This window comes from Aurantiacibacter odishensis (genome assembly GCF_003605195.1).
Lineage (GTDB): Bacteria > Pseudomonadota > Alphaproteobacteria > Sphingomonadales > Sphingomonadaceae > Alteraurantiacibacter > Alteraurantiacibacter odishensis.
In genome coordinates this window covers 20272-35487 of the sequence record NZ_QYOS01000025.1, presented here as the reverse complement: position 1 = coordinate 35487, position 15216 = coordinate 20272, and the positions used below count along the sequence as shown (strand labels likewise).

General features: G+C 63.7%; 14 protein-coding genes. 3 read left to right on the top strand and 11 right to left on the bottom strand.

The genetic code is table 11. The features are described 5' to 3' along the window. The first annotated feature begins 39 nt into the window (after positions 1-39). On the top strand, positions 40-1020 hold the full coding sequence (locus D4Q51_RS11965; RefSeq protein WP_120078012.1) for an asparaginase: 981 nt from the start codon (positions 40-42) through the stop codon (positions 1018-1020). Here D4Q51_RS11965 and D4Q51_RS11960 read toward each other — a convergent pair. Continuing rightward, positions 1017-2027 carry a winged helix DNA-binding protein gene (locus tag D4Q51_RS11960; RefSeq protein WP_240624707.1) on the bottom strand — a complete coding sequence of 337 codons (1011 nt, stop codon included), beginning with the start codon at positions 2025-2027 and terminating at the stop codon, positions 1017-1019. The two genes, D4Q51_RS11965 and D4Q51_RS11960, sit on opposite strands and share 4 nt — an antisense overlap. A gap of 76 nt (positions 2028-2103) precedes the next feature. After that, positions 2104-3393: an adenylosuccinate synthase gene (locus tag D4Q51_RS11955; protein ID WP_120078011.1), complete on the bottom strand. Its 1290-nt coding sequence runs from the start codon at positions 3391-3393 to the stop codon at positions 2104-2106. A 160-nt stretch (positions 3394-3553) separates the two neighbouring features. Between D4Q51_RS11955 and D4Q51_RS11950 the strand changes: the two genes are divergently transcribed. Next, positions 3554-4369, top strand: coding sequence for an aldo/keto reductase (locus D4Q51_RS11950; RefSeq protein WP_120078724.1), 816 nt, complete (start codon positions 3554-3556; stop codon positions 4367-4369). A 12-nt stretch (positions 4370-4381) separates the two neighbouring features. Here D4Q51_RS11950 and D4Q51_RS11945 read toward each other — a convergent pair whose 3' ends face one another. The 3 genes from D4Q51_RS11945 to D4Q51_RS11935 form a co-directional block, all read right to left on the bottom strand. Then, positions 4382-5494: an ATP phosphoribosyltransferase regulatory subunit gene (locus D4Q51_RS11945; RefSeq protein ID WP_120078010.1), complete on the bottom strand. Its 1113-nt coding sequence runs from the start codon at positions 5492-5494 to the stop codon at positions 4382-4384. Positions 5495-5536: 42 nt separating this feature from the next. Beyond that, on the bottom strand, positions 5537-7120 hold the full coding sequence (gene serA / locus D4Q51_RS11940; protein WP_120078009.1) for a phosphoglycerate dehydrogenase: 1584 nt from the start codon (positions 7118-7120) through the stop codon (positions 5537-5539). Between the two features lie 126 nt (positions 7121-7246). Then, on the bottom strand, positions 7247-8407 hold the full coding sequence (locus D4Q51_RS11935; RefSeq protein ID WP_120078008.1) for a phosphoserine transaminase: 1161 nt from the start codon (positions 8405-8407) through the stop codon (positions 7247-7249). 215 nt (positions 8408-8622) lie between these two features. Between D4Q51_RS11935 and D4Q51_RS11930 the strand changes: the two genes are divergently transcribed. Continuing rightward, the gene (locus tag D4Q51_RS11930) at positions 8623-9330 is read left to right on the top strand and encodes an extensin family protein (RefSeq protein WP_240624706.1); all 708 of its coding nucleotides are present in this window, start codon (positions 8623-8625) and stop codon (positions 9328-9330) included. Between the two features lie 33 nt (positions 9331-9363). On the opposite strand, the gene D4Q51_RS11925 is transcribed toward D4Q51_RS11930, so the two are convergent. From D4Q51_RS11925 to D4Q51_RS11900, 6 genes are all read right to left on the bottom strand, one after another. Continuing rightward, entirely contained in the window at positions 9364-10056 is a 693-nt protein-coding gene (locus D4Q51_RS11925) for a response regulator transcription factor (protein ID WP_120078006.1), read from the bottom strand. Positions 10057-10284: 228 nt separating this feature from the next. After that, a complete protein-coding gene (locus D4Q51_RS11920; RefSeq protein WP_120078005.1) occupies positions 10285-11040 on the bottom strand; it encodes a proteasome-type protease in 756 nt (251 codons plus the stop codon). After that, a complete protein-coding gene (locus tag D4Q51_RS11915; protein WP_120078004.1) occupies positions 11037-11861 on the bottom strand; it encodes a transglutaminase family protein in 825 nt (274 codons plus the stop codon). Before D4Q51_RS11915 ends, D4Q51_RS11920 begins: the two co-directional genes overlap by 4 nt. A gap of 12 nt (positions 11862-11873) precedes the next feature. Beyond that, entirely contained in the window at positions 11874-12818 is a 945-nt protein-coding gene (locus D4Q51_RS11910; RefSeq protein WP_120078003.1) for an alpha-E domain-containing protein, read from the bottom strand. 22 nt (positions 12819-12840) lie between these two features. Continuing rightward, on the bottom strand, positions 12841-14238 hold the full coding sequence (locus tag D4Q51_RS11905) for a circularly permuted type 2 ATP-grasp protein (RefSeq protein ID WP_205689513.1): 1398 nt from the start codon (positions 14236-14238) through the stop codon (positions 12841-12843). 112 nt (positions 14239-14350) lie between these two features. After that, entirely contained in the window at positions 14351-15142 is a 792-nt protein-coding gene (locus D4Q51_RS11900; RefSeq protein ID WP_120078001.1) for an esterase/lipase family protein, read from the bottom strand. Positions 15143-15216 lie beyond the last annotated feature (74 nt).

Sequence of the window (15216 nt, the reverse complement as noted above, 5' to 3'; positions counted from 1 at the left end):
CACTGGCTTTCCCGCAAGCCCGCCGCTAACGCCGCGCTCATGCGCGAACCCTTTATCCTCGTACTGGCCACCGGCGGCACCATTGCCGGGCAGGCAGGCTCCGCCACGCGGCGTGACTATCGCCCCGGCCAGATCGACATCGGCACCTTCCTGGATGATTTCGCCGAACTTGGCGTGGACGCTCAGTTGGTGGGTCGGCAGGTCGCCAACATCGATTCGGCCAACATCGGCCCTACCATCTGGCGTGACCTTCACGAAGGAATCGACGCGGCGATGGACGATGCCGACTGCGCGGGTGTGATCATCACGCACGGAACCGATACGGCGGAGGAAACCGCCTTCCTGCTCGACCTGACATTACCAACGACCAAGCCGGTTGTCCTGGTGGGCGCGATGCGACCCGCCGATGCGGTGGGCAGTGATGGCCTGCGCAATTTCGCCAACGCCGTGCGCGTTGCCGCCGATCCCGACGCCAAGGGGCGCGGCGTATTGCTGGTGATGGGGGACCAGGTCCTTTCCGCCCGCGATGCGCGCAAGGCCCGCACCACCGGTTCCAACGCGTTCGAGGGCTTCCCGCGCGGTGCAGTGGCACTGGCGACGCCTGCCTCGCTGGACTGGCTGCAACCGCAATGGCGCAAGGACGAGCCTGCGCGCTGGCAGTTTCCCGCAGAATTTCCCGAAGTCCCCATCCTCCACTGCTACGCCGGACAAACGGGCGACAGCGTCCGGCGACTGGTGGAAGCGGGCGCCGAGGGCATCGTGCTGGCGGGCCTTGGCGATGGCAATGCGCCCGACAGCGTGCGCGAGGCACTGGCTGATGCGGCGCGGCAGGGCATAGTGGTCGTGCGCGCCACGCGTGCCAACGAGGGGCTGGTCGACCGTGAGCCCGAAGACGAGGCCAACGGCTTCGTGGCGGCCCGCGCGCTTGGCCCGGCCAAGGCGCGGATCCTGGTGCAGATTCTCATCGCTAATGGCGTGACTGACCCGGCAACGGTGCAGGAAGCCTTCGGCAGGCGCTAGACCAGCGCCTTTGCGTCGCTGCCCAGTTCGGCGAAATAGCGCGCCATGCCGTCTGCTGCCTTGTCCGTCAGGCGGATGAAAGCACGGCGGCGGTCGCAATCGTCCTCGGCACGCTCGAACAGGCCGGCCTCGGTCATCTGTCCGATCCAGCGCAGCGCCGTGGTAGGCGGTACGCCTGATGCGATGCAGAGCGACGTTACCGACACCCGCTGATGCTCGACGCGGGCCGCCGTCAAGTCGAGCAGCATGTCCCACGCGGGATCGGCAAACAGTTCAGCGTCGAGGAAGCGCGCGCGCAACTTTCGCGCGGTGATGATCTTGCGCACCAGCGTGGCGCTGGGCAGCGCGGGCCGGCTCTGGCGCTGCGGCACCTTGGCAGCTTGCCGCTCCATTCCGGGCGCGCAGTAACTGTCGACCGGGCTTTCGAAGCGGAAGGCGCTGTCATCGACCGCGCCTGCATCCTGACCCCATTGGCCGCTACTGGCCTTGCGATCCATCCGATCCAGTCGTTCGGCGATCTTGCCCACCTGCTCCGTCAGGCGCAGCAGGGACAGACGATCGGTCTCCGACAGTTCGCGCAGCCGCAAGTTCGGCAGTTCGGCCAGCATCCGACCCAGCGCGATGACACGCTCCGCCCGCGTGGGATCGACCAGGATCTGCGGCTGGCTTTCCGCGCAGACACCAAAAATATCCTCAAGCCCGCCGACCGCAGTCGAAACGATCAGCCTACCCCCGGCGTGGGAGACGCGGCTGTCGAGCCGGGCGAGCGCCGCCATCGAGGCGACGTCCGGGCGTGGGCAATCGACCAGCACCAGATCCCCCAAGGCGCGAGCGTCACCTGCCAGCAGTTCGTCCATCGATCCGCTTTCGCGAATAGAGAAACCGGCGGCTTCCACGTCTTCCTGCAACAGGAGGCGCACGTCCTCGCCATCGGCGAAAATGGAAACCGCCAGCGGCAGCCCTGCCGGATCGGCAGCCATGTCATAAGCGAAATCGACCTGGCCCACGCGTGTTCTCCCCTGCGAATCAATTGAGAACACAGGTAGAACAAAGTAGGATCAAGTCAAGAATTATGCAGCAACATCAGTCCGCGAAGGGGTCCCGCACCAGGATCGTGTCCTCACGCTGCGGGCTGGTCGATACGCTGGCGACGGGGCAGTCGATCAGTTCCTCGATCCGGCGGATGTACTTGATTGCCTGCGCCGGAAGGTCTGCCCAGCTGCGCGCCCCAACGGTAGTGCCCTGCCAGCCTTCGAATTCCTCGTAGATCGGCTCCACCGCCGCCTGCTCCGCCGCGTGGGCGGGCAAGTAGTCGAGTACCTTGTCGCCCAGCTTGTAACCGGTGCAGATCCTGATCGTATCGAACCCGTCGAGCACATCGATCTTGGTGAGAGCGATGCCGGTAACGCCCGACAGCGCGCAGGTCTGGCGAACCAGCACCGCATCGAACCAGCCGCAGCGACGCTTGCGCGCGGTGACGGTGCCGAATTCGTGGCCCCGCTCACCCAGCTTCTGGCCGATCTCGTCCTCCAGTTCGGTGGGGAACGGGCCGCTGCCCACGCGGGTGGTGTAGGCCTTCACGATGCCGAGCACGAACCCCGCCGCGCCCGGACCCATCCCGGTGCCGCTGGCGACGGTGCCGGAAACCGTGTTGGAACTGGTGACAAAGGGATAGGTGCCGTGGTCCACGTCCAGCAGCACGCCCTGCGCGCCTTCGAACAGGATCTTGGCGCCCGTCTTCTTCACGTCGTTCAGCCGCTTCCACACGGGCTGGGCGAATTGCTGCACGAAGGGCGCAATCTCGCGCAGTTCGGCGAGCAGCTTCTCGCGGTCCACGCCGCCCTGCCCGAAACCGGCGCGCAGCGCATCGTGGTGGGCGCAAAGACGGTCCAGCATCGGGCCGATATCGTCGAGGTGCGCAAGGTCGCAAACGCGGATCGCGCGGCGGCCGACCTTGTCCTCGTAAGCCGGGCCGATGCCGCGCCCGGTCGTGCCGATCTTGCCCTTGCCCGCCGCGCTTTCGCGCAGGCCATCGAGGTCGCGGTGGAGCGGCAGGATCAGGGGGCAATTGTCGGCGATGCCGAAGTTGTCGGGCGTGATCGAAACACCCTGCCCTTCCAGCTTCTCGATCTCTGATTTCAATGCCCACGGGTCCAGCACGACGCCGTTGCCGATCAGCGAGAGCGTGCCGGTGACGATGCCGCTGGGCAGCAGCGAGAGCTTGTAGGTTTGGTCGCCCACCACCAGCGTGTGGCCGGCGTTGTGTCCGCCCTGGAAACGCACGACGGCATCGGCGCGCGCGGCCAGCCAGTCCACGATCTTGCCCTTGCCCTCATCGCCCCACTGGGCGCCGATCACGGTGACGTTGGCCACTATAGAATCCTTTTCGAGAAAACCCGCCGCGCCCTAGGCAATGCTGCGGGAAAGGGCAACTGCAAGGGATGGTTTGCGCGCCCCGGACATGGCCGAAAGCAGGTGCAATCCGCAGGAAAGATCGCGCGCGGTGCCCGTTGGTTCGTCAAAGGAGACTTTGATGACCGACTATCCCACCCTTACCCTCAACGACGATCGCCAGATTCCGCAACTGGGTTTCGGCACGTTCAAGATGTCCGACGATGAAGCGACGAAAGCCGTCGGCGATGCCATCGACGTAGGCTACTGGCTGATCGACACCGCCGCCGTCTACGAGAACGAAACTGGCGTCGGGAAAGGTATCGGCGAGTGGAGCGATATCTTCCTGCAAACGAAGATCTGGAACGACAGGCAGGGCTACGACGAGACGCTGAAGGCATTTGACGAGAGCCTGGAGCGGCTTGGCCGCGAACACGTTGATATGCTGCTGATCCATTGGCCCTGCCCCGACAAGGGCAAGTTCGTCGACACGTGGAAGGCGTTTATCGAACTGCGCGCCGCGGGCAAGGCCAAGTCCATCGGCGTGTCCAATTTCCGCGAGGAAGACCTGAAGCGCATTGTCGATGAGACAGGCGTCGTCCCCGCGCTCAACCAGATCGAACTGCACCCCACGTTTCAGCAACGCGACTTGCGCCGCGTGCACGAGGACATGGGCATCGTGACGCAATCATGGTCGCCGCTTGGCCAGGGCGAAGGGCTGGAGAACGAGACGATTAAGCATATCGCGGAGGAAACGGGCAAGCCTGCCTCCGCCGTCATCATCGCATGGCACCTTGCAAAGGGTCTGGCCCCGATCCCAAAATCGAGCAGCCGCGATCATATCGAGGCGAACTTCCAGGCATTGCAGACGTCGCTGACCGGCGATCAGATCGCTGCCATCGACGCGCTGGACGATGTCGATGGCCGGATGGGTCCTCACCCCTCCAGCTTTTCCTGATAGCGTTCGGCGTTAGAGCGCCGTCGCCTCGCTGCCTTCGAGCCTGTGCGAACAACCAAGGCTGCGCGCATCGTCGCCCTCGTCCAGAGCGGCGACGGTGCGCCAGCCTTTTCCGCGCAAGGCCGCGGCAGCGTCGCGATCGTGACCGAGAGGAAGGAACAGCTTGTCGCCCAGCGGCTCGTCCGCCTTCACCGCTTCCACCAGTTCTTCAGGATACAGCGAAAACCCGGTCGCGGGTTCATCGCTGCCGCCGATGCAATAGGTGCCGCCCCGGCCCAGTTCGCCGCGCACGCCCTCTGCATAAAGCGTGAAACCGAACCAGCTCTGGTATTCGAACCCGTGGCGTTCGCTGGGGTCCAACGTCAGGCGGGCACGGCCCTTCACGCGCTCCGCTATCTGGCGCAGGCCATCGATGCGCGTGTCGAGAACACCGGTGCTGTCGAGCGCCGCCAGTTTCTCGGCGGCTTCGGGGAACGGGCCGGTCGCGTGGATCAGCGGCAGGTAGGCCGCGCCGCCCGCTTCTACCAGACCGCCTGCATCCTTCGTATCGAGTTCCCGGCGAACCCGCTCGCGCGCCTGCGCGTCGAGAGGCAGCGGGCCGTCGGCCAGTGTCTCGACTAGGTCCGGCAGGGTGAAGTCGACCGAAATGCCCTTGGCACCCGCCGCTTCCAGCGCGGCGATGGCCAGTTCGAGAATTTCGCCCGCGGCGGCCACGGTATCGCGCCCGATCAGCTCTGCGCCGATCTGCAGGTTCTCCCGCCGGGGTTCCAGCTTGCTGCCGGTAATGCGCGCCACCTGCCCGGCGTAGCACAGGCGAAGCGGGCGCGGTGCGTCGGCAAGGCCGGTGGCGGCAATGCGCCCGACCTGCACCGTCATGTCGCTGCGCAGGGCCAGCGTACGCAGGCTTGCGGGATCGACGAAGCGAATCATGTGCCGCGTCATCACGCCGTTCATGCGGCGCGCCATCGATTGCTCGAACTCCACGAGCGGCGGGCGCACACGGTCGTAGCCATGTGCGCCCATCACGCCCAGCATTGCACGTTCGATACGGGTGGCCGCAGCCGCAGATTGCGGCAGGCGGTCTTCCAGCCCTTCGGGAAGCAGGTCCTGCGTCGGATCGGTCATGCGGCTTCCCCTAGGGGCAGTTTTCTCAGAACGCCAGTTCCCTCAAAACGAGAGTGCCCTGACGACCTTCACGCCATCGAGCGCACAGGCCTTGTCGATCACTTCTTTCGGGATTTCCTGATCCACGCTCAGAAGGATGATGGCCTCTTCCCCGTTGGCACGGCGGCCGAGGTGGAAGGTGCCGATGTTGATGTCGTATTCGCCCATAAGCGCGCCAACGCGCCCGATGAAGCCGGGAGCATCCTGGTTGACGATATAGAGCATCTTGCCCGACAGGTCCGCCTCGATGCCGATGCCGAAGATTTCGACGAGGCGCGGATCGGAATTGCCGAACAGCGTGCCGGCGACGGAACGGTTGCCCTGGCTGGTGGCCACGGTCACGCGAATCAGGGTCTGGAAAGTGCCTTCGCGTTCGTTGCGGATCTCGCGCACTTCCATGCCGCGCTCCTTCGCCATGAAGGGCGCGTTGACCATGTTCACGCTCTGCGAATAGCGCTTCATCAGGCCAGCCAGCACTGCACCCACGATGGGCTTCTGGTTGAGTTCCGCAGCGTGCCCCTCGGTCTCGATGCTGATTTTGTCCAGGTCGCCGTGAGCAAGCTGCCCGATCAGCGAGCCGAGGTTTTCCGCCAGCGCCATGTAGGGCTTCAGCTTCGGCGCTTCCTCGGCAGAAAGGCTCGGCATGTTGAGCGCGTTGGAGACGCCGCCGTTGACGAGGTAATCGGCCATCTGTTCGGCCACCTGCAGCGCCACGTTGACCTGTGCTTCGGTGGTGGAAGCACCGAGGTGCGGGGTGCAGATGAAGTTGGGCGCATCGAACAGCGGGTTTTCCTTGGCCGGTTCTTCCTTGAACACATCCAGCGCCGCGCCTGCCACGTGGCCGCTTTCCAGCATGTCCTTCAGCGCCGCTTCGTCGATCAGGCCGCCACGCGCACAGTTGATGATGCGCACGCCTTCCTTGGCCTGCTGCAGGCGCTCGCGCGAGAGGATGTTGCGCGTTTCGTCCGTCAGCGGGGTGTGCAGCGTGATGAAGTCCGCCCGCGCCAGCAGCGTGTCGAGGTCCACCTTCTCCACGCCAATCTCGATGGCGCGTTCCGGCGTCAGGAAGGGATCGTAGGCGACCACCTTCATGCGAAGACCCAGCGCGCGGCTGGCAACGATCGCGCCGATGTTGCCTGCTCCGATCAGGCCCAGCGTCTTGCCGGTGACTTCCACGCCCATGAAGGCGCTCTTGGGCCATTCGCCGGCCTTGGTGCGAGCGTTGGCTTCAGGGATCTGGCGGGCCAGCGCCATCATCAGCGCGATGGCGTGCTCGGCGGTGGTGATCGAGTTGCCGAACGGGGTGTTCATCACCACCACGCCCTTGGACGAAGCAGCGGGAATATCGACGTTGTCGACGCCGATCCCGGCGCGGCCGATCACTTTCAGGTTGGTGGCAGCGTCGAGAATTTCGGCCGTCACCTTGGTGGAGGAACGGATGGCGAGGCCATCGTACTCGCCGATCATGGCTTTCAGTTCTTCCGGCGTCTTGCCGGTGATGACGTCGACGTCGCAGCCGCGCTCTTCGAAGATGCGGGCAGCATTGGGGTCCATCTTGTCGGAAATGAGGACTTTAGGCTTGGTCATTGTCTGTCTCTGTCTTGTGCCGGTGCGCGGAAGGGTTTTCGGGCGTCGACCGGGAATGAAATCGGAAAACTTGCGGGCATGTTGCGCGCCCCGCCGCAAGGGCGGGGTCACGCGAATGAGCAAACCCTAGAGGTTGCCGGCCTTGAGCTCTTCGTAGGCCCATTCGATCCACGGCAGGAGGCGGCTGATATCCTCGGATTCGAGAGAGCCACCACACCAGATGCGAAGGCCCGGAGGGGCATCGCGGTAGCCGTTGAAATCGTAGCCGATGTCCATCTCTTCCAGCTTGGCAGCGATCTTCTTCGGCACGGCAGCAGCATCTTCGGCAGACAGGCTGTCGATCCATTCGCCCTGGAAGACCATGCACACGCCGGTGTTGGTCTGCTTGGCCGGGTCGGACACCATGTTGCGCAGCCACGGAGTGGCTTCGATCCAGTCCTTCACGATCTTGGCATTGGCGTCTGCGCGGCGGAACATCTCTTCCTTCCCGCCGATCGACTTCACCCATTCCAGCGCGGCGATGTAGTCTTCCGTCGCCAGCATGGAGGGGGTGTTGATCGTGGCGCCTTCAAAGATACCGCGGTTGATCTTGTCGCCCTTCTTCAGGCGGAACAGCTTGGGCAGCGGCCATTCTGGATCGTAGCTTTCGATCCGCTCCACGGCCTTGGGGCTGAGAATCAGCATGCCGTGCTGCGCTTCGCCGCCCAGCACCTTCTGCCAGGAATAGGTGGTCGCATCGAGCTTCGCCCAGTCCATTTCCATCGCGAAGACGGCGCTGGTGGCATCGTTGATGGCGAGCCCTTCACGGCCCGGCGCGAGCCAGTCGGTATTCGGGATCTTCGCGCCCGAGGTGGTGCCGTTCCAGGTGAAGACAACGTCGTTTTCCTGCGGGATCGCGGAAAGATCGGGGATTTCGCCGTAGTCGGCGTCCAGCACCTGCAGGTCCTTCAGCTTGAGCTGCTTGACCGCGTCCTGGATCCATACGTTGCCGAAGCTTTCCCACGCGGCGACGGTCGCGGGGCGCGCGCCGAGCATGGTCCACATCGCGCACTCCAGCGCGCCGGTATCGGAACCGGGCATGATGCCGACGAGATAATCGTCGGGGATGCCGAGCAGTTCGCGCGTCAGGTCGATCGCGTACTTCAGTCGACCCTTGGCATATTTGGAGCGGTGGGAACGTCCGAGGCTCTTTAGATCGAGCTTGTCAGGCGACCAGCCCGGAGGCTTGGCAGTGGGACCGGACGAAAAGAAGGGGCGCTCCGGACGGAGCGTCGGCATCGTAGTCATAGTTGTATTCTCTCCTTTCAGAGAGCTCGCGCGGCGTTGGGACCGCGTGGCCCGGGCCGCGAACTAGAGATTGCGCGCAATGAGTCAAACGAAATTGCGGTTTCCCTTGCAACGATCGAAGCGCGTGATCGGTGCCCGCCTTCCAAACAGGTTACGGACGCGTTAACCATAAGTTAGGGCTGTATGGTTAACCACGTGTGCGCATGGAGATCGTTATGAAACAGGCCCTTGTGCCTTGCGTCGCCGCGCTGGCGCTTTCAGCATGTTCGGTCCTGCCGCAGTCTGCGGGTGGCGCAAGCGACCGCGCATCTTCGGACCAGGCCAGCACGACGGCCTCATCGCCGCGCGTGAATGCGCCAGCTCCCGTCGCGAGAAACTCTGCCGACAACATGTGCCTTGCCGGACTTGGCGACGCAGGGGTACGATTCGATCCCCTGCCCGATCGTTATCTCGGCCAGGGATGCAGCACGCTGGGCACGGTGCAGATGCACGCACTGGCTGCGGACGAAGGGCGACTGGACGTCACCAATATCGGCCCTGTGACCTGCCCCGTTTCCGCAGCCTTCGCCGCTTGGGCCCGTTTCGGCGTGGACCGCGCGGCACGGCAGATTTTCGGCTCGCCGCTGGCCAGTATCCAGACCATGGGCAGCTTTTCCTGCCGCAATGTGGCTGGGACATCCCGGCGCAGCGCGCACGCCAGCGCCGATGCTATCGATATCGGCGGCTTCGTGCTGGCCGACGGACGACACATCAGCGTGCAGGAAGGCTGGAGGGGCGATAGCCGGGAGAGGCAGTTCCTGCGCGTCGTCCAGCAAAGCGCCTGCCGCCGTTTCGGCACGGTGCTGGGGCCGGATTACAACGCCGCCCACCACGATCATTTCCATGTTGAAGGCGTGATCGACGGCAATTCCTATTGCCGTTAATTCCGATGCGCAGCCTGTCCCGAACTGCGGGCATTATCCCGCGTTGACCGACCGCCGGATGGGGGATGCGCCCGCCTGGAGCGCTTCAGACTCCTCCGGCAGATTCTCCTTGTCACTGGCGCGATTCATCCGCGCTTCGAGCCGGAGCCGCACCGCCTCGGCGGCATGGTTGGCGCCGAGCTTGTCCATCATGTTGGCACGGTGAATTTCCACCGTGCGCGGGCTGATTTCCAGATTGCGGGCTATCGCCTTGTTCGAGCAACCTTCGGTCAGCCAGTCCAGCACTTCACGTTCACGCGGGGAGAGCGTGCCGATCCGCCGCCGCGCATCGATCAGGCGGCGCCGCGCCTCCGCATGACGACCGGCATCCGAATGGACGTGGGCGACCATGCGTTGCACTTCGGCCTCCGACAGCGGTAGCTTGAGGAAATCGAGCGCTCCGGCCTGAATGGCCTTTACCACTTCCTCCACCTCAGGCTCCGGTTTGGCCGCCACCAGCGGCGTCCAGATTCCGGCATCGGCAAGATAGTCGAGCAGGGTGGATATGCCGCGCTCCAGCACATCGTCGCTGGCGATGATGACACCTGATCGGGGCGGCCTGTCGATCAGTTCCACAAGGTCGGAATAGACTTCCGCGTGATGGCCAAGAGCCAGGATGAGGCGCGACTGCTCTGCCCGGGAACGGCTGTTGCCGCCGACGATGTGGATGGTGATACGCTGTTCCATGACCGCGATACTGCGCAGGATTCCCGATCCCACCAATCCGTATTACCTCGGAATCGAACCTATAACGGATTGATGTATAACAACGAATCAGGATTTCTGCGGATCAGCGGACATCTGGAATGGATGCATCCTAGGGAATAGCCGCAGTCAGGGGTTTCCACCGAGGATCGCGCGAGCGCGTAGCAGTGGATTTCACCCAAGTAGGAATACCTACCCGATCCCGAGGAACTAGGGCGTCTCGTCCCGCTGATAGAAACTGTAATCCGGCAGCGAGTGGAAGGCCGAACGCAGCGCTTCGCTCCAGCTGTCGCTGATCGCGTTGAAATAGGGATCGGTGCTTTCGATGCGCCGCTCGTGCTTGGCTTCGAAGCCGTCGCGCTCGATCACCATCAGGTCCAGCGGCAGACCGACGGAAAGGTTGGCTTTCAGCGTGGAATCGAAGCTGACCATCAGGAGCTTAACCGCATCCTCGAAACTCATGTCGCGGTCGTATCCTCGGATGAGGATGGGGCGGCCATACTTGGTCTCGCCAATCTGGAAGAAGGGCGTATCGAAGCTGGCCTCGATGAAATTACCTTCCGGGTAGATCATGAAGAGGCGGGGTTCCATGCCCTTGATCTGGCCGGCGAGGATGATCGAGGCGGTAAAGCGTCCCTTGCCGTGCTGGCCGTTGTCGTCCTGCGTTTCGGAAATCACTTCGCGCAGCAGCTTGCCGGTTTCGGCAGCCACCTGGAACATGGTGGGCAGTTCCATCAGCGAATTCTGCCGTTCGGACGGCTGCTTGGTGCGTTCCTCCAGCCGGCTGATCACCGCCTGGGTGGTTGCAAGGTTGCCCGCCGTCATCAGCGTGATGATCCGCTCTCCCGGAACGGACCAGCTGAACATCTTGCGGAACACAGAGATGTTGTCGACGCCCGAGTTGGTCCGCGTATCGCTCATCAGGACGAGGCCCTTGTCGAGCACCATTCCCACGCAATATGTCATTGTTGCTGCTGGTCTTCCCTTTGCTGCTCCACCGCGAGATCGACCGAGAGATCCTCCGTCATCGCGCCGAAGCTGATCCCCGTGATGGGCGCAGCATCGGTATAGTCGCGCCCGGTCGCCACACGCACATAGCGCGGATCGGGGCTGATGCCATTGGAAATGTCGAAGCCTACCCAGCCCAGGCCCTGCACGTAGGCCTCTGCCCACGCGTGGGTAGCCTCCTGCTCGATCCGGTCGTTCATCATCAGGTAGCCACTAACGTAGCGCGCCGGGATATCCAGGCTGCGCGCTGCGGCGATGAAGATGTGGGCATGGTCCTGGCAGACGCCCCTGCCCTCCACCGTCGCCTCCTCCGCCGTGGTAGCCACGCCGGTGCTGCCGGTGCCGTATTCCACGCTGTCGCGGATCGTGTTGGAAAGGTTGTGCAGGGTTCCCACCATACCTTCTTCGCTGCGTTCCACATTGGCGATCAGCGCCTTGATCCGCGGGCCGGGCTTCGTCAGCGGCGTCTGGCTCAGGAACGACCACAGCGGCAAGTGACCGGCATGGTGGCCGATGACGCCCGCGTGGTCCTGCGTGTCGACCTTGCCGCTGCAGGTTACGACGACTTCTCGCGCGCCTTCTTCCACCGCCACCAGCGTGACGTGGTTGTAATTCTGGTCATCATACGAAAGCTGCTCGTGCGCGCCTTCGAACTCCATGTTCCATTCGAGGATTTTCTGCCCCTGCGTTTCCTTGGGGGTCAGGCGCAGCCGCTGGATGCCGTGCGCCACGGGGCTGGCGAAGCGATATCGGGTGGTATGGCGGATAGAAAGGCGCATGGTTTGTTCCCGTCAGGAGACGAAGCGATAGTCTTCGGCAATGGCGCCGGCCAGCGCCTGGTTGCCGGCGATGAATTCCAGCAGGAACTGGTGCAGTCCCTGGTCGAAGATGTCCTCCACCGTCTTGCCGGTGAGGCGGAAGTCGGCCTCGCGCATGGTTTCGTGGGACTTGCCTTCCGCGCCGTGCAGCTTGGCCAGTTCTCCCAGATTGCCGCGCATGGCAGTGTAGCAGAAGGCGAGGCTGCGCGGGAAACGCTCATCAAGGATCAGGAAATCGGCGATGGAGCGTGCGTCCATCCGCCCGGCATTCAGCCAGCGATAGGCGCGCTCCGCCGCCAGTGCGCGCAGCACGTTGTCCCACTGCCCGGTATCGAGCGGGGTGCCAACGTAGGACAGCGAGGGCAGCAGCAGGTAGTACTTCACGTCGAGGATACGCGCGGTGTTGTCCGCCCGCTCCAGGAAGGTCCCGAGCCGGGCGAAAGAATAGGTCTCGTTGCGCAGCATGGAGCCATGAGAGGCCCCGCGCGCCAGCGTGCTTTCGCGCCGTATCGCGCCCAGTGACATATTGAGATTGGAATTGCGGACGGGGCGCGACAGCAGGTCGCGCAGGGTCATCCAGCCTTCGTTGATCGCTTCCCACACCTCCGCCGTGATCGCAGAGCGGCATGCTCGCGCATTGGTGCGTGCGCGCTCCATCATCGAGAGCACGCTCTCGGAATTGTGCTTCGAGCGCAGGACGAAGTCGCACACGTGCGCGCCGTCGTAGTCGTCGTAATGCTCCTCGTAAGCCTGGCGCAGGCCCAGCGTGGTGAGGATGGACTTCCATTCCTGGTCGGCCATCTCGTCACCGCGAGTGAGCGCCATGCGCTGCCCCGCCGCCAGCAGGCGAGCGGTGTTCTCGGCCCGCTCGAGATAGCGGTACATCCAGAAAATTCCGTGGGCGACGCGGCCTAGCATTGTTGGTTTTCTCCGATCCGCATCAGTCGTCCAGCACCCAGCTGTCCTTGGTTCCGCCGCCCTGGCTGGAATTGACCACCAGCGAGCCCTTCTTCAGTGCAACGCGGGTAAGCCCGCCCGGCGTGATGGTGACGCCTTCCGGCGAACACAGCACGAAAGGCCGCAGGTCCACGTGGCGCGGCGCGAGGCCCTTCTTGGTGAAGATCGGACAGGTCGAAAGCGAGAGCGTCGGCTGAGCGATGTAATTCTCAGGCCGCGCTTCCAGCTTGTGGCGGAACTCGGCGATTTCCTTCCTGGAGGCGGTCGGGCCTATCAGCATCCCGTAGCCGCCCGAGCCGTGGACTTCCTTCACCACCAGTTCGGCAAGGTTGTCGAGCACGTATTTCAGCGCGTCGGGATCGGCGCAGCGGAATGTTTCCACGTTCGGCAACAGCGGCTTCTCGCCAGTGTAGAACTCGACGATCTCAGGCATGAACGAATAGATCGCCTTGTCGTCCGCCACACCGGTGCCCGGCGCATTGGCGATGGTGACATTGCCCGCCCGGTACACGTCCATGATGCCGGGCACGCCCAGCACGCTGGAGGGATTGAACGTGAGCGGATCGAGGAATTCGTCGTCCACGCGGCGATAGATCACGTCGACCGGCTTGAAACCGACGGTCGTGCGCATGTGCACCTTGCCGTCAATCACGCGCAGGTCGCTGCCTTCCACAAGTTCGGCCCCCATCTGGTCTGCCAGGAAAGCATGTTCGTAATAGGCGGAATTGTAGATGCCCGGCGTCAGCACGGCGATGCTGGGATTGCCTTCCACGCCTTCGGGCGCGCAGGCAGCAAGGCTCTTGGCCAGCTTGCGCGGATAGTCGGAGACGTCGCAGACCTTCACCTTGCTGAACAACTCCGGGAACATCGCCATCATCGTCTCGCGGTTCTCCAGCATGTAGGAGACGCCGCTGGGCGTGCGGGCATTGTCTTCCAGCACCATGAACTCGTCAGGCCCGGTGCGGACAAGGTCGATGCCGACGATATGGGTGTAGACCCCGCCCGGCGGCGTGAAGCCGACCATCTGCGGCAGCCACGCGGCGTTGTCGCGGAACAGGCGTTCCGGAAGGCGGCCTGACCGGATGATTTCCTGGCGATGGTAGAGATCGTGCATGAAGGCATTCAAGGCCCTCACCCGTTGCTCGATACCCCGTGACAGCTTGCGCCATTCGCCACCGGTGATGATACGCGGCACCTGGTCGAAGGGGATCAGCCGTTCCTCGGCATCGTCCTCTCCGTACACGTTGAAAGTGATGCCGGTCTTGCGGAAGAAGCTCTCCGCTTCGAACGCCTTGCGGCGCATCCAGCCCTGATCCTGCTGCTCCAGCCAATCGTTGTAGCCCTGATAGGCCTCGCGCACGCTGCCGTCGGGCATGTGCATTTCGTCGAATTTGTCCTGGTCGGACGCGGTCACGCAGGTCCCCTCGCTATGCTGGAGTCAGCTTCTTCGCACATGCAGCATGCGCCAGATTGTCTCAATAATCAAAGCCTGATTAGCGCTTCAGTTCCTCAATGAGCGCGAGGATCACTTCGCGGGAGTCGCAAAACCCCATGTGCGAACAGCGCAGGGCCACGGCCCGGTCCCGCTCCCCCGGCTGGCCACACGCTGCGCGACGGGAAATCGCGCCGTCTCGAGGGGACCAGAACGCCACGGTCTCGACGGGCGGTTTCACCGCCAGTTCCGCCTCGATCGGCAACTCCTCGACCGGGTGCCCGGCAGTGAACTGGTACACCCGCCACAGGTTGTTGGAATAGGGGGTGTGGCTGAACGGGGTGCCCATGGTAATGACCTTGTCCACGCAGTCCGGGTGAACCTTGGCCACTTCGCGCGCGAACACGCCGCCAAGGCTCCAGCCGATCAGCACCACCTTTTGCCCATAGCGATCGTGCACGGCGCGGACCCGGTCCGCCAGCAGGGCGAAGTTCTCCGGCGTCGGCCCGAAGTTTGTGCCAAGCCCCCAGCGCTTTGCCTTGTGCCCTGCCCGCTCAAGCTCGCGCGCCATGTAGCGCATGGAGCCGGGATTGGCGGCAAAGCCGGGAAAGAGGATGACGATGCGCGGGTTCTCCGCCTTCTCGATCGGCAGCTTCGGCTTCAGCAGCCGCGTGACCGGCGCGATGGCATGGCCCAGTTCGGCGGCGAAAAGTTTCCAGGGCGGCCTGTGCGCGTCGGGCGGAGCCTGCCCCTTCAGCAGTTGCAGGCGGAAGCGCGCGGCATCGCGCAGGTCGCCAAGCCATTGCAGCGGCCCCCGGCGCCCGGAATTTTCCAGCTTTTCATCCGCAATCATCTTTCATCCCGCTTGCTCCCGATGGACATAGCGGGCCTGAAGGAAATTTCACGCGGTTCTTCTCCGCGGAGCAT

Bases quoted from the DNA above. Each gene is read 5' to 3' on its own strand.
- D4Q51_RS11965 (WP_120078012.1), top strand. From the start codon at position 40: ATGCGCGAACCCTTTATCCTCGTACTGGCCACCGGCGGCACCATTGCC.
- D4Q51_RS11950 (WP_120078724.1), top strand. From the start codon at position 3,554: ATGACCGACTATCCCACCCTTACCCTCAACGACGATCGCCAGATTCCG.
- D4Q51_RS11945 (WP_120078010.1), bottom strand. From the start codon at position 5,494: ATGACCGATCCGACGCAGGACCTGCTTCCCGAAGGGCTGGAAGACCGC.
- serA (WP_120078009.1), bottom strand. From the start codon at position 7,120: ATGACCAAGCCTAAAGTCCTCATTTCCGACAAGATGGACCCCAATGCT.
- D4Q51_RS11935 (WP_120078008.1), bottom strand. From the start codon at position 8,407: ATGACTACGATGCCGACGCTCCGTCCGGAGCGCCCCTTCTTTTCGTCC.
- D4Q51_RS11930 (WP_240624706.1), top strand. From the start codon at position 8,623: ATGAAACAGGCCCTTGTGCCTTGCGTCGCCGCGCTGGCGCTTTCAGCA.
- D4Q51_RS11925 (WP_120078006.1), bottom strand. From the start codon at position 10,056: ATGGAACAGCGTATCACCATCCACATCGTCGGCGGCAACAGCCGTTCC.
- D4Q51_RS11920 (WP_120078005.1), bottom strand. From the start codon at position 11,040: ATGACATATTGCGTGGGAATGGTGCTCGACAAGGGCCTCGTCCTGATG.
- D4Q51_RS11915 (WP_120078004.1), bottom strand. From the start codon at position 11,861: ATGCGCCTTTCTATCCGCCATACCACCCGATATCGCTTCGCCAGCCCC.
- D4Q51_RS11910 (WP_120078003.1), bottom strand. From the start codon at position 12,818: ATGCTAGGCCGCGTCGCCCACGGAATTTTCTGGATGTACCGCTATCTC.
- D4Q51_RS11905 (WP_205689513.1), bottom strand. From the start codon at position 14,238: ATGCACATGCCCGACGGCAGCGTGCGCGAGGCCTATCAGGGCTACAAC.
- D4Q51_RS11900 (WP_120078001.1), bottom strand. From the start codon at position 15,142: ATGATTGCGGATGAAAAGCTGGAAAATTCCGGGCGCCGGGGGCCGCTG.